The organism is Bradyrhizobium sp. CCBAU 53338 (genome assembly GCF_015291665.1).
Taxonomy (GTDB): Bacteria; Pseudomonadota; Alphaproteobacteria; order Rhizobiales; family Xanthobacteraceae; genus Bradyrhizobium.
Genome location: NZ_CP030049.1, coordinates 543,687 through 558,124 on the forward strand (window position 1 = coordinate 543,687; position 14,438 = coordinate 558,124).

At 58.6% G+C, this 14,438-nt stretch carries 10 protein-coding genes and 4 pseudogenes; all 14 read left to right on the top strand.

Features of this window, described 5'->3' with window-relative positions:
* Nucleotides 1-175: 175 nt before the first annotated feature.
* The 14 genes and pseudogenes from XH90_RS36770 to XH90_RS36825 all read left to right on the top strand — a co-directional run bounded on the left by XH90_RS36770 (nt 176) and on the right by XH90_RS36825 (nt 14,438).
* Nucleotides 176-1,189 carry a sterol desaturase family protein gene (locus XH90_RS36770; protein WP_128955099.1) on the top strand — a complete coding sequence of 338 codons (1,014 nt, stop codon included), beginning with the start codon at nt 176-178 and terminating at the stop codon, nt 1,187-1,189.
* Nucleotides 1,190-1,283: 94 nt separating this feature from the next.
* Nucleotides 1,284-2,375: a substrate-binding domain-containing protein gene (locus XH90_RS36775; protein WP_128929771.1), complete on the top strand. Its 1,092-nt coding sequence runs from the start codon at nt 1,284-1,286 to the stop codon at nt 2,373-2,375.
* A 38-nt stretch (nt 2,376-2,413) separates the two neighbouring features.
* Nucleotides 2,414-3,952, top strand: a complete 1,539-nt coding sequence (locus XH90_RS36780; protein ID WP_164934141.1) for a sugar ABC transporter ATP-binding protein — start codon at nt 2,414-2,416, stop codon at nt 3,950-3,952.
* Nucleotides 3,949-4,983, top strand: coding sequence for an ABC transporter permease (locus tag XH90_RS36785; protein ID WP_128929769.1), 1,035 nt, complete (start codon nt 3,949-3,951; stop codon nt 4,981-4,983). The genes XH90_RS36780 and XH90_RS36785 overlap by 4 nt, the downstream gene beginning before the upstream one ends.
* Nucleotides 4,984-4,996: 13 nt before the next feature.
* Nucleotides 4,997-5,238, top strand: a pseudogene (locus tag XH90_RS39445) (hypothetical protein); the annotation flags it as partial.
* 563 nt (nt 5,239-5,801) lie between these two features.
* Nucleotides 5,802-7,097: pseudogene (locus XH90_RS36790) on the top strand (extracellular solute-binding protein).
* Between the two features lie 85 nt (nt 7,098-7,182).
* Entirely contained in the window at nt 7,183-8,118 is a 936-nt protein-coding gene (locus XH90_RS36795) for a carbohydrate ABC transporter permease (RefSeq protein ID WP_232995606.1), read from the top strand.
* A 110-nt stretch (nt 8,119-8,228) separates the two neighbouring features.
* The gene (locus tag XH90_RS36800) at nt 8,229-8,990 is read left to right on the top strand and encodes a carbohydrate ABC transporter permease (RefSeq protein ID WP_237866557.1); all 762 of its coding nucleotides are present in this window, start codon (nt 8,229-8,231) and stop codon (nt 8,988-8,990) included.
* Nucleotides 8,987-9,928, top strand: coding sequence for a ribokinase (locus tag XH90_RS36805; RefSeq protein WP_128929766.1), 942 nt, complete (start codon nt 8,987-8,989; stop codon nt 9,926-9,928). Before XH90_RS36800 ends, XH90_RS36805 begins: the two co-directional genes overlap by 4 nt.
* A gap of 136 nt (nt 9,929-10,064) precedes the next feature.
* Nucleotides 10,065-10,697: pseudogene (locus tag XH90_RS36810) on the top strand (SDR family NAD(P)-dependent oxidoreductase); the annotation flags it as partial.
* Nucleotides 10,690-10,976: pseudogene (locus XH90_RS39450) on the top strand (phosphotransferase); the annotation flags it as partial. The pseudogenes XH90_RS36810 and XH90_RS39450, both read left to right, overlap by 8 nt.
* 297 nt (nt 10,977-11,273) lie before the next feature.
* Nucleotides 11,274-11,516, top strand: a complete 243-nt coding sequence (locus tag XH90_RS39455) for an HAD hydrolase-like protein (RefSeq protein WP_232995604.1) — start codon at nt 11,274-11,276, stop codon at nt 11,514-11,516.
* Complete coding sequence (locus tag XH90_RS36820) at nt 11,516-12,628, top strand: ABC transporter ATP-binding protein (RefSeq protein WP_128929765.1); 1,113 nt, start codon at nt 11,516-11,518, stop codon at nt 12,626-12,628. Before XH90_RS39455 ends, XH90_RS36820 begins: the two co-directional genes overlap by 1 nt.
* Before the next feature lie 34 nt (nt 12,629-12,662).
* Nucleotides 12,663-14,438, top strand: a complete 1,776-nt coding sequence (locus tag XH90_RS36825) for a phosphoenolpyruvate hydrolase family protein (RefSeq protein WP_188637435.1) — start codon at nt 12,663-12,665, stop codon at nt 14,436-14,438.

The following is a 14,438-nucleotide window of genomic DNA, read 5'->3' on the forward strand; positions in this document are numbered from 1 at the left end:
GTGCAGGGGAGCAAACGAGCCGTACAATGACGAGCGTTTAGCGGCCGTGGCGACAATGCAGTAAGCCGTAGCTCGACATTTTGATGGATTTCAATCAACCTAACCATCGAGCCATCCAACGCTCTGCCATATACTGAAGAAAATATAGGGGTGGATTGCGCGCCAGGAGGAAGCGATGATGGAGGAAACTAAATTCGGCCGTCGCGACGAGTTTGGTCACTACGCGCCTAAGGAGCTCATCAGTTATGGGCCGTTGTTCACGTTGCCTCCGAAACCTATGGCGGTGATAAAGTGGTTGCCAGGGTACTTTTTGCCTTGGAACCTGCTGCTTATCGTGTTCGGGATCGGTTATTGGCTCTTTCTTGCGCCGTCTCTTGAACAAATGAAGACACTCGAGATCGGCTGGGTACTTTATCTCGTTCTCCTCAACTATGCCATCGTCGTCCTTTGGTATGGCGCCTGGCACTCTTGGCTCTACGTTTTGCGACGGCAGGAGACGCGCTTTAAGTACAACCCGCGTTGGCCCACGGCCAGAGCTACTGTTTTCGTCTTCGGCAAACAGGCTTTGGACAATATTTTCTGGACGATAACGAGCGGCGTTCCGGTCTTTACAGCATATCAGGTCGCGGCGTTTTATCTTTATGCCAACGGCTACGTGCCTCTCATCACCTTGTCAGACAACCCAATATGGTTCATCGTCCTGCTGTTACTCGTCCCATTCATTCATGAGGTCCACTTTTACGCGGTTCACCGCCTGCTTCATACTCGTCTCCTCTACAAGTACGTTCATTCATTGCACCACAATAATACGAACGTGCTTCCCTGGTCGGGATTAGCGATGCACCCGGTCGAACACATCCTGTATTTTTCTGTCATCGTGTTGATCGCTGTCTTCAATTCACATCCAATACATATGCTTGCCATGGTGATGCGCGCGGGCCTCGCTCCAGCAATTGCCCATACCGGTTTCGATCGAACCGAGCTGGGGGGCGAGCGCACCGTCCCATCTGGAGTCTACGCTCATTATCTTCACCACAAGCTTTTCGAGGTGAATTACGCTGATGGGGCGGTCCCACTAGACAAGTGGTTTGGCAGCTTTCACGACGGCAGCCCTGAAGCCGATGAGCGTCTAAAGCTTCGTATGGAACGGCGTGCTGAAGCTTATGCCAAGAAGGACGCTCGAGCCTGACTGGGTGCTCAACGTACCCTAGAATCCTATTGAAGAACTCAAGCCGCACGGAGAACTCCGCGGCCAAGCACCACGTCAGCAAAGGGGAAACGTTATGATTGTGGCAAGGATTGTTCGTCGCGCATTTCTCGCAGGCGTCGCGGGGATCGCCCTTACAAGTGTAGCGTTCGCAGACGGGCCCACTCCGATTCGAGTTAAGTCGGACGCGCACGCCGAGGTACCGCAAAAGTTTAAGAATCACGCGGTTAAGATCGCGGTTGTCCGCCAGCTCAACACTGGCGACGTGTATCAGGAGTGGATTGCCGGCGTTGAGGCTGAAGCGAAGAAGCTCGGCGTCAAGCTGACGGTCTACAACGCCGACGGCGACAATGCGAAGCAGGCGCTGATGCTGCAGCAGGCCGTAGCCACTCAGCCGGATGCCATCGTCATTGGTTGGGGATTTGGTGATAGTCTGCGCGACGGCATCAAGGCGGCCGCTGACGCCAATATTCCTGTCGTGACCTACTACGTTTCGGTCGAGCCGTCGGACAAGGTCATCACCGTTGATCAGGGCGACAAGCTGATGATGACCGGCATCCTTGGTGCTCTGAAGGCCCATATCGGCGGCGACGGTGCAAAGGCTGACGTCATCTATGTCTATGTGCCAGGCTATCAGGCGCTCGATCTGCGCAACGAAGTCTGGAAGGAATTCTTGAGGGCCAACCCTGGCGTCAATACGGTAGCGACGATCGGCGTCGTCAACGCCAACACTGCCGCCCAGACGGCCGATCAGGCCAAGGCAGCGCTGACTGCCCATCCAAACGTCAAGGCGATTGTCGCGCCGTATGATGAGTTCACCAAAGGCGCATCGCTAGCGATCAGCGAACTCGGTCTGGCGGACAAGGTTAAGACCTATGGCATGGACATCTCAACTGCCGACATCGCGGTAATGACGAAGCCACACAGTCCTTGGGTGGTCACGGCTACCACCAACCAGTCCAATGTCGGCTCGGTCGTACTGCGGGTGGCCGCGGCCAGGATTGCCGGCGACCTCATCGGCAACACGCTGAGCGTGCCGCCGCTGGTTATCACTCAGGAAGAGCTGCGCACGAACAAAGTCGAGAACATCGAACAGCTTGGTGCGGTCTTTCCGGATCTGAAGACGCCGGACGTGGCGAAGGCCCCTTGGATGGATAAGATGAAATGAATCGGTCCACGCAGGAAAGCCTCGCTGGAGGTTGCCCTATGTCCGAGCGAACGAGAGCCCTCGTCGAGTTCCGCAACATCACCAAGCGCTTCGGTGCCACGCAAGCGCTAAAGGGTGTGAGCTTCTCGATTATGCCGGGCGAGACGCTGGGTCTGCTCGGTGCCAACGGCGCCGGCAAGTCCACGCTCATCAAAGTGCTCTCCGGCAATTTCCTGCGCACGTCCGGCGAAATCCTGATCGAGGGCGAGCGGACCGAAATCCGCTCGCCGACCGAAGCGCGTGACTGCGGCATCGCGACCGTTCACCAGAACATCGACGATGCCGTGGTGTTCGGCATGACAGTGGCAGAAAATTTGCTGCTCGACGATCTCTCGACCGCCGACTCGCCCTTCTTTCTCAACCGCCGCAGCGTCATGGACCGCGCGCAGCAGGTGCAGCAGAAGTTGGGCCTCAAGCTACCGCTGGAAGCTCCGGTGGAGGAACTGTCAGCGAGCGGTCGGCAGGAGGTGGCGATCGCGCGCGCCCTAGTGAAGAACCCTAAGCTGTTGATCCTCGACGAGCCGACTTCGACGCTGTCGGCGCGTGAAGCGGAAAAATTGTTCGAGGCGGTGGCGGACCTCAAGCGGCGCGGTATCGCGGTGCTTTACGTCTCGCACCGCATGAGCGAGAGCCAGCAACTATGCAACCGCGCAGTCGTTTTGCGCAATGGTCAGATCGTTTCCGAGCACCAGTCACCGCTCGATACGAATGCGATAGCGACATCAATTCTCGGCGATCTGATCTTGTCGGCGAAACATGTCATCCGCCGCTCGGACCAGGTGCCGGTGTTTGTCGGACGCGGCTTGCGTGTGCGGCCCGATGCGGTGCCCGTCGACCTGACGTTCCGCAAGGGCGAGGTGATCGGTATCACCGGGCTCGTTGGCGCCGGGAAGACCGAGCTTCTGGAACAGATTTACGGTGCTATGCCGCTGGTTTCGGGCAAGATGCTGCTCAACGATCGGCCCTTCAAGCCGCGCGACGCAGCCGATGCGCTGACGAGGGGCGTGGCGATGGTGCCGGAGGAGCGCGCGAAGCAATCGATCTTCCCTGGCGAGGGCCTGGCGAAGCATTGCTCGATCGGCGCAATGGGATTCTTCAGCCGCTATGGCTTCATCGACCTACATAAAGAAGTGGCATTCACCCAGGATATCATCCGTGACTACAACGTCAAGTGTCCCGGCTGGGATGCCCCCATCGAGGCGCTGTCGGGAGGCAATCAGCAGAAGCTGTTAGTCGGCCGCTGGCTCAAGCACGGCTGGTCACTTCTAATTCTTGACGAACCGTTCCGGGGAATCGACATCGGAGCGCGCGGCATCATCTCGGACGCGCTGCGGGCTTTCTCGGAGTACAACTCGGTCGTAGTCTCGTCGTCGGACCCTGAGGAAGTGGTGGAGGTCGCCGACCGCGTACTCATTATGGTCGAAGGAGCGATCGCGGGCGAAGTTATGGCGGATGCGCTCAGCTCCGAAGAGCTTTCTGAAATCATGAGCCGGACCGGTGCAGCTCGGCAAGGCGTAAGTGGGGGCACCCTTCAATGACAATCCAAAACTCGCTCGCGCAGCCGGCCGAGCCTGGATCCACCCGCGGCAGCGCGGAAAAGCTGAAAGTCTTCATCTACCGCTACGGGCTTTTGGCCGTTCTGGTGCTGATGATTCTGTTCTTCTCCTGGCAGCAGCCGTTCTTCCGCACGTTCGCCAATGCAATGTTTATCCTGCAAGCGGCCTCGGTGGTCGCGGTGATCGGGCTTGGCGCCACGGTTTCGATGACGGTCGGCGGATTCGACCTGTCCGTAGGAGCGTCGATGTCGCTTGCGGTGATGGCAGCAACCGCGGCGATGGTGATCGGCGACCTCGGTGGCGCCCCAGCGATTCTGATCGCCGTGGCGGCGGGCGTCGCGGTCGGCCTATTCAACACTTTTCTCATTGTCTACGCCCGCATCCCCGATCTGGTGGCAACGCTCTCCGGCTTGTTCCTCATCAACGGGTTGACCTTGCTCGGCGTCTCGGGCCAGTCGATCGCGGAGGGTATGTCGTTCAACGGCAATGTCGCTCCGGGCAAGTTCTCGCCGCTATTCGGCTGGCTAGGTGGTGGGCGGCTGTTCGGTATCCCAGCGTCAGTCGTGGTCGCAGGTCTGATATTCATCGTCGTCATTGTGCTGCTCAATTACACGCGGTGGGGGCGGGCCTTCTACGCCGTTGGGGGCAATCCGATCGCAGCCGCGGCGGCCGGCATCCGCGTGGCGCGTTATCGCATGGCGGCATACCTGATCTCCGGCGCGTTGGCAGCAATCGCCGGAGTCATGTTAGCGGCCCGCTCCAACCGGGGCGACGTCAATGTGGGCGACGCGTACTTGCTGCAGGCCGTGTCCGCCGCGCTCGTGGGATATGCCGTGCTTGGCGCCAACAAAGCGAATGCCGTCGGTACGCTGGTTGGCGCGGTCTTCGTCGCCACACTAATCAACGGACTGACAATGTTCAATTTCCCGTACTACGCGCAAAGCTTCGTTCAGGGAGTGCTGCTCGTGGTCGCGTTGCTGATGAGTTACACGCTTGGCCCACGCCGCCGTTGAACTTAGTTCTTGGTCGGCGATCTTGTGCGCGGTTGACGAACAAGGAGCTGTTACGCAAGAGATCTCCTCCAATATCCAGGAGGCACACACGGGGCCCGCCGAGTGGCTTCGAGCATAGCCGACGTGAAGCGCCGCGCAACGGAGACCGGCTCGGCTTCGAGTTAACTGCTCACCTACGCGCAGATGCTGTCCAACGACAGCGCGCGGCTGAAGACAGAGGTCCGGAGATTCCTGATGACGGTTCTTGCAGCTTAAAGCCGTCTCGGCGCATTCGGAGGAACGGTACGGAAGACGGAAAACCGTGTGAAGTACTGCAGTGGAGGATTGAAACCTTTGCCCTATCGCGCACTCGAGAACGGTCATTGTGAACCTCGCTAACCGGCGCGTGCACAAGAGATTTCGGAGCCGCCACATCCCAGGACAATCGACTGTCGTTTGACTGCCGAAGCTACGAGGCGTCAGCGTCATAAGTTTGCTAATTGATCCTTGAGGATGACTGCTGCCAGTCCAGCAAATTGGTAGACAACGTGGCTTGAGTACGCCTGACGCGATCCGCGGATCACTTTCTGAACTACCGATTGTTCGACGTTACCCAATCTTACCCAAAGAGAGTTCGGAAAACCGCTTACGACGGAACAGCGGGCGCTAGCCTTGCCGACACTGCGGCCTCTCGAAGAGGAGGGGGCACGAGGTTTACGGGCCAAAGAGCTCACCGGAGGGGAATCATGCCAAGGAAGTACGCTGCTTGTCCGGACCGTTCAGCAAATTTTGCTAGGAAAGCTACCCTTATCTGCTCCACGCTTTTGGCCGGAACGGCCATGGCGCTTACCCACGCCAAGGCAGACGACATCAATTGGCGCCAGTTCGAAGGCGAGTCGATCGTCTGGGCCTCCGATATTCATCCATATGCCGATGCGGTTGCAGCCCAGCTGCCGGAATTCGAGAAGCTTACCGGCATCAAGGTGACGCCGGAGCTTTATCCGGACGATGCGTATTGGAATAAGTTGACGATCCAGCTCAGCACCAAATCACCAAGCTGGGACGTTGTCGGTACGGGCATTCAACCGGCTTGGGATCTTGCGCCCGGTCAATTGCTTGAGCCCCTCGACCGCTATCTGAACGATCCGAAACTTACGGCGGCCGGCTACGATTACAAGGATTTCTTCCCAGCACTACGAGATGCGCTGACTTGGAAGGTCAAGGAAGGCCAGATCGAGCCGGGAAGCGGGCAGGTGTGGGCCATTCCGCATGGCTTCGAGAATATCCAACTGTTCTAACGGAAGGACATCCTCGACAAGTATGGCATCAAGGTCCCTACGACCCCGCCGGAGATGTCCGCGGCATGCGAAAAGCTGAAGGCTGCCGATCCGACGATTACGCCCCTTGGCGTCCGCGGTGTGCGGTTCTGGAGCAGCATCCACACGGCCGCAATCTCGATCGCCAGGTCCTACGGGGTGCACGATTTCACCGTCAAGGACGGTAAGCTCGACACCGGCCTCGACTCACCCGAGTCGATCGCTTTCCACAAGGACTATGTGGACATGATCAAGAAGTGCGCGGCGCCCTCCTTTGCTAACGACAATTGGTACCAGGTGGTCGAAGGCATCAATTCCGGCCGCACAGCCATGGCGATCGATTCCAACATGTTTGGCTTTTGGAACGACGTTGCCGGCAAGCCAGCCTCAGGCAAAATAGCATTTGCGCCGCCCTTGCGTGCTCCGAATGCCAAAAACTTCGAATCCAACATCTGGATCTGGTCTTTGGCGATGAATGCGGCATCGCAAAAGAAGGGAGCTGCGTGGCTCTTCATCCAATGGGCGACTTCGAAGCAAGTGAAGCTCAACGGTGCCGTGGCCGGCAAGCTCGTCAACTCTCCGCGCACCTCGACCTGGACTGACAAGGCATGGCTCGAATACGCGGCAAAGCCTGAATTCAACAACTTTGTCGACACGTTCAAGAGCGTGCAGGACCGGGCAAAGCTGGCCTTTACAGCTCGCGTCGGCTTTGCCGAAGCAATGAATGCCTGGGCCGTTGCCATGCAGAAAATGGTCAACGGAGCTGACGTGAAGGCGACATTGACAGACCTCGCGGCCGAAATCCGATCGACCATGTGAAGTGCCGAGGGGGCGGCGGCGACCCGCTGCCCCTTCTTGCAATTAGAGATGTAGTCATATGGAACTTCGAGGATACGACGCAATCGTGACGCTGCAGTCTTCGGCCAGCCAACTTGCCTCCTCACAGGATCGGCGGATCAAGAGCGCTGAGGAGCCGCGTCTTGACTGGTGGAGCATTGCAGCAATTGCGCCAGCCATCGTCATACTTGTAGGATTTCTGCTTCTGTTCTTCTACGGCGTCTATCAGTCGTTGACTGACCTCAGGTTCGGTCGCCCCTTGGTCCACTTCATCGGCCTCAACAATTACGCGGCGCTGATTAAGACAGAGGATTTCTGGAATAGCATTCGCGCGACGCTGGTCTACTCTGGATCCGCCGTCCTTGCCGAGGCAGCCTTCGGTCTCGCGCTTGCCAAGCTGTTCGCGACCGAAGTCTTCCTGGCCCGCGTGATGCGGCCGGTCATTCTCCTGCCCCTCGTCCTACCCCCGATGAGCGTAGCGCTCATGTGGACGACCATGATGGACCCACAAAACGGGATCATGAATTATCTGTTGTCGCTTGTCGGGATCGGCCGATTTGCCTGGATCTCAGATCCCGTGACCGCAATGTTCTCCCTGGTCCTGATCGACGTATGGACCTACACGCCCTTCTTCGCACTCATCATCTTCGCCGGCCTTCAGGGCATCAATGAAGAGGTGAGAGAAGCCGCGCGCGTTAACGGTGCGAAGGGCTTGGCGACCTTTCTGCACATCGAGCAGCCTCTGATTGCTCCCTACATTCTGATCGCGGCGGTGTTTCGGCTGATCGAGTCTCTCAACCAGTTCGACATCATCTTCGGGACAACCCAAGGCGGGCCCGGCAACAGCACTTCGGTTCTTTCGGTACGTGCCTACATCACCGCGTTCCAGAATCTCGCTTTTGGGCGTGGCGCCGCACTGATGGTGGTCAATTGGCTGATCGTGCTAGTCGGGACGTTCGCCATGGTCAAGCTCTGGCGCTTTGTTCGCCAGCGCGTCAGCTGAAGAGGCCGCGCATGCGCGTCAATCGTTCGACTCCCGCCAATCTGATCCTCAACCTGCTCGTGGGCGTTTGCGCATTTATCCTAGCTTTTCCGCTTATCTGGATATTGATGATGTCGCTGAAGCAGCAGGCCGAAGTCATGACCTGGCCACCGACCTTTCTGTTCTCGCCGACCCTGGAGAATTTTCGCGTGCTGTTTGATGTCGCCCAGGCGGGGGCGACCAGCTATGGCACCATCAAAGTCGATTTCTTGACGCCGATCACCAACAGCGTCGTCATAGCGCTGGGCTCGGTCATCGTGTCTCTGCTCGTGGGCGTGCCGGCCGGCTACGTGCTGGCGCGGCGCGACATACCTCTCAAAGAGGACATTGCGTTCTTCATTCTTGGATTCCGCTTTGCCCCGGTTCTCCTGGTCGTCATCCCGCTCTTCAGCGTATTCCAGACCATCGGGCTATATGACACCTATCTCGGCATGATCTGGGTCTACCAGGTGGTCACACTGCCGATGATCGTCTGGCTGAGCCGCTCCTACATCGAGGACATCCCCAAGGACATCGAGGAGGCGGCTGCCATGGACGGCGCCAAACCCGTTCGCGTCGTGCTGCACATCGTGCTGCCACTGTTGAAGCCAGGACTGATCGGAGCCTCATTGCTCATCTTCCTGCTCGCCTGGCACAATTTTGCCCTCGGTCTAATGCTGAGCTCGACCAAGGCGCCGGTGACGGTCGCTCTGCTCAAGCTTCTCAATCCGGGCGTGCAGTTCTATCCCGTCATGGCGGCCGGGCTCGTCGTGACGATGATCATTCCCGTCATCCTGATCGTCATTGGCCAGCGTCACCTCGAACGCGGCCTCACCTTCGGTGCCGTAAAATGAACACCCGGCCATTGATGTTCTTCGGAACGACGAATCTCGATCTCTGCTTCAACGTCGAGCGACTGCCGACTCCAGGTGAAAGCCTGATGGGCGGCTTGACCCGTTACCCCGGAGGCAAGGGCGCCAATCAGGCCGTTGCTGCCGCCCGGCTTGGCCTCAAGCCACATTTCTACACGCGTCTCGGCGATGACGATGCCGGCCACTGGCTGTTGCAGTCCCTGATGCAGGCCGGCGTTCGCGCAGATGCCATTCAGATCTCTGCGGGCGAGGTCTCCGGTTCAGCCCTGGTCATGGTCGGCGACGACGGCTCGAACATGATCGTCATAGACCCTGGCACGAATTTGAACGTGACACCCGAGATGATCGAGCGCGCGGCCGAGTTCATCGCGCGCGATGCAATCGTTGTTGCGGAAATGGGGATGCCGATCTCGGCCCTTAATCGGCTCTTCGAGATGAAGGCGGACAAGGGTTTTGAACTCATCTTCAAGCCGGCGCCGGTCAGGCCCGGGCTTTCACCGGCCGCGTGGGCAAGCGTTGACTTCGTCACGCCGAACCAGACGGAAGCCTTTGAGCTCACAGGGATCGAAGTCCTCGACTTCCACACAGCCGCGGGCGCGGCCTTAAAGCTTCTCGATCTCGGTCCAGCTGCCGCCCTAATCACCTTGGGCGCGCAGGGCGCTTACTATGCCGACAAGAAGCAATCTTTTTCTCTGCGCGCCTTCCCGGTGAAGGTCGTGGATACCACGGCCGCAGGGGATGCTTTCAATGGCGCCTTCGCCGCTTCATTGGCTGAGAGCCTGCCCTTGAGGGAAGCCGTACGAAGGGCGCTCGCGGTGGCAGCCCTGTGCGTGACGCGCCGCGGTGCTCAAAGCTCGATGCCGAGCCGCGAGGCGGTTGGCGAATTTCTGCAATCACAAACGATCCTGGAGTTGGAATGACTGAACAGTTCTCAGTTTCGGATAGAACGGTGCTCGTAACCGGAGCCGGTGGAGGCATCGGGTCGGCCATTGTTTCAATGCATTCCGGGCGGGAGGGGCGAATGTCCTTGCCACCGATGCTAATCTCGCAAACCTCAGGGAGACCTTGGCTGGCCTGCCCCATGGCAACGGCGTACTGCCAATGGCGATGGATGTCGCGCGGGAGGACGATGTCGCAAGGGTGCTAGATGAGATTGCCAGACGTTTCGGCCGGCTCGATGTGCTGGTGAATAACGCCGGCATCAAGTCTGCCGAGCCGCTCCTGAACGGCAATTCGGAAAAGATCGAGCGCACGATCCAGATCAACTCAGTCGCTGTCCTGCGCTCCTCCAAACTGGTGGTCGACCGGTTCATGAAGGCGAAAGGTGGCCGTATCGTCAACGTCGGCTCCTCGCTGTCCTCGCAAGGTGCAGTCTTCAACTATCAGGCTGGCGGCGCCGACTACTGCTTGTCCAAGGCGATCGTCCACGATCTCACCAAGCTGCTCGCCTACGAATGCGCGCCGCTCAAGATCAATGTCAACGCAATCGCCCCTGGCATTATCGACACGCCCATGCACGGGCGTCCCCGGGAGGAGACCGAAGCCCGCCATAGTGGCCGGATCCCGCTGGGACGCGTGGGTCTACCGGAGAATATCGCGGGTCTTGCTGTCTTTCTCGCAAGCCCCGCGGCCTCATATATGACCGGGCAGATTCTTCACGTGAACGGCGGGATGCTGATGAATGGCTAATACCGCCCCGGCCCATAACTGGCCGCAAGTCAAAGGTATCATTTCGGATCTCGATGGCGTGGTTTATCGCGGCAACGCGGCGATACCAGATGCTATCCAGACATTTGGAGCTTGGCAGACGGCAGGATTGCCGTTCTGCTTCGTGACTAACAATTCCACCCATACCCCCGAAGATGTCTCCGCAAACTTGCGAGTTTCGGGCTTGTCGTCACGCCGAAAGACGTTGTCACGAGCGCCATCACTGCCGCCGAGCTCATTCGCGCGACATACAAGGATGCAACGCGCGTATTCGTCGTGGGCGCGCCATCGCTGGTGAAGGCCATCACCGAAGCGGGGCTCGATGTGACCGATCGCGAACCCGATGCCGTGGTCATGGGCCTCGATCGCTAGATAACGCATGAGAAGCTGCGGATTGCGGTCGAAGCGATCCTGAACGGTGCCGCATTCGTCGGCACCAACCCCGATCTCCTCCTGCCGACCGCAGGCGGTTTCGAACCTGGAGCAGGAGCAACGATCACAGCTGTAGCTGCTGCCACAGGCGTGAAGCCCTTGATTGTCGGGAAACCTGAGCCGCACATGATCGAGACGGCACTTTCCCGTCTCGGGACGGCGCGCAACGCCACATTGATGATTGGCGACCAGATCCAGACGGATATCCAGGCCGGAAAGCGAGCGAAGCTACCGACGGTGCTGGTCACGACCGGCGTGCCGCCCCGCGAAGACCCATCCCTGGTGCCACCTGATTTTATCGTCTCCAGCCTGGCAGAGATTGAGGTCCCGGCGGCGCTGGTCGAACGGATTCGACAGAGGAGTTCGTGATGGCCGATGTTCGTTTGGAAGGCGTCAACAAGGCCTATGGGACAATCCAGATCCTGCGGAACATTGATCTCACCATCGATCACGGCGAGTTCGTCGTGTTCGTCGGACCTTCGGGATCGGGCAAGTCGACGCTGTTGCGAATGATTGGAGGACTAGAACGAATCAGCGGCGGCCGGCTTCTGATTGACAACGAGCTCGTCAATGATGTCGATGCGGCGGATCGAAACCTCGGGATGGTGTTTCAGAGCTACGCGCTCTATCCGCACATGACTGTGCGCGAGAACCTTGCCTTTCCTCTGCGAATGGCAAAGGTTGCGAAGACCGGGATCGAGACCAGGGTCGCCGAGACTGCGTCGCTGCTACAGATCGATCATCTTCTGGACCGAAAACCCCGACAACTCTCGGGCGGCCAGCGTCAGCGCGTTGCGATTGGCCGCGCAATTGTTCGCGAACCCAAGGTGTTCCTATTCGACGAACCCCTGTCGAACCTTGATACCGAATTGCGGGTGCAGATGCGGGTTCAGATTGCCAAGCTCCACAAGCAGCTTGGGAATACCATGATCTACGTGACACACGACCAGGTGGAAGCCATGACAATGGCCGACAAGATCGTCGTACTCAAGGACGGCAACATCGAGCAGGTGGGAAGCCCGCATGATCTCTATCACAATCCGGCATCCCGGTTTGTGGCCGGATTCATCGGCTCACCCAAGATGAATTTCCTGGGCGGCCACATCGAGGCGGCGCACGAGGCGGGCATGGACGTCAGGCTCGACGCCGGGGCGACAGTCTCCGTCCCCGTGCAGCCGGATCAATTGCTCGTCGGCAAGCCGATCACACTCGGAATTCGCCCCGATGACTTCTCTCCATCTGCGGCGGAGAGGAAAGAGATCGCGATCGAACTCGACGTCGATTTCGTCGAGCATCTTGGCAGCGTCACCTACATCTACGGAAACGCTGGCAAGGAATCGGTGGTCGCAAAGGCGCCAAAGCCGGAGTCACAGAAGAGGTCTGGCAAGGTTCGTCTTGCGGCGTCGCCGGCGGACTGCCACCTGTTCGTGACGAACGGAAAGGCGCTGCGCCGGTTGCACGCGCCCGCAAATTGGAGCTAGTTTTCGCAACCGCCGTGCAGGAGGCGGGCAAGTCATGCACACGCGGACAGACCAGGCAAAGGGCGGCGGCATCAGGCGGTTCTTCCGCAACTCCCGCTCCTTTATGCTTGGGGCTGGAATAGGATCGGGCATGACCGCGCGAGCGGCCGAACGGGCGGGCGCGGATTTCGTTCTCGCCCTTAACGCCGGCCGATTTCGCGCGATGGGGGGCTCTTCGCCAGCCTCAATTCTTCCAATCCGCAATACAAACGAATTCGTGGCGGGCTTCGGCCGGACCGAGATCCTGCCCTCAACGAAATTGCCGGTATTTTTTGGCGCTTGTACCTTCGATCCGCAGCTGGATATCGACCGCTTTCTCGACCGCATCATGCGATGGGGTTTTTCAGGCGTCACCAATTTCCCGTCCGTCATCCACATTGATGACTACAGGAGATCACTGCTTGAAAGTTGCGGGCTCGGCTACGAGCGGGAAATCGAACTCCTGGTCAAAGCCGCAAAACGCGGCCTAATGACCATCGCTTATACTCGCACCCAGTCCGAAGCAAGGCGCATGGTTGAAGCTGGAGCTGAAGCCATCTGTATCAACTTCAATCTCAACCGCGCTGTCGAAAGCGGATGCGACTTGTCGATCAGCCTGTCGGAGCTTGCCGCGCGAACGAGCGCTGTTGCGCGTGTCGCTCAATCCGTCGACGTGAACGCAATTTGCCTGCTTGGTGGCGGGCCAATCACGAAGCCTGACGAACTCCTGGACATCTGCCGAGAAACGGGTGTGCAGGGTTTCATTGGCGGTTCGTCGCTCGACCGCATCCCGCTCGAAATGTCAGTTCTCGAGGTAACCTCGGGCTTTAAGACCATCCACTTATTGCGAGAGAAGGTCGATCTCCTCGAGCGCCAGCTCCAGTTGAGCGGATTCCGGCATGGCGTCATCGCGCAGTCCTCGATCATGAAGCACGTGCTTGAGACTGCAAGGCGCTTGGCAAGTAATCCCAATTCTGTGCTGGTGTGGGGCGAGGCGGGATCGGGAAAGCGAAGGATAGCGAACCTCGTCCATGCCTTTAGCGATCGGAGACACACGAAGGCCGCGCTGTTTCATTGCCGCCGAGGGCCGGCAATCGACACGGTCGGTGCGCTGTTCGGTGCCGAGAGCGCTGAGAATAGGAGGCGCCAACTGTCGCTCCTCGAAGCCGCAAGTGATTCCGCGCTCCTGCTGACGCATGTCGATCAGCTGTCGCGAGATGGGCAAGAGCGTCTCGCGGACTATCTCGAGACGGGTACTTTCACGCCGCTGAACGGCGTATCCGTTGTAAGGTCAAACGCCCGGATCATCGCAACCGCGACAGTGACCCGCGGAGCAAGCTTGGAAAGTGTTCTATGTCCCCGCCTTCTTGCCTTCTTTGCCGGGCTTGACATAGAACAACCCGCTTTGCCAAACCGTCTGGAGGACCTTCCACAGCTCATTCAGCATTTTGCCGTCGAAGCCAAGGGGGATTCGAATGCACAAACGCTGGCAATAGAGAAGTCCGCGTTCTTGGCGTTAGCGGGCCACCATTGGCCCGGAAATTTGAGAGAATTGCGCCAGATCGTCAATCAACTGGTGATGGTGAAAGACGCGCATATAACTGCTGACGTCCTCAAGCCGCTTCTGAACTCGACGTCGCCCGCTCGGCCCAAAGGAGCATTCTCCGAGCGCGAGTGGTTCATCGAAGGCCTAAAACGAAACAGGCTCCACCGTGGCAAGACCGCACAATCTCTTGGGCTTTCAAGGAAGACGCTTTACAACAAGATAAAGAAACTGCGGATCCTAGAATAG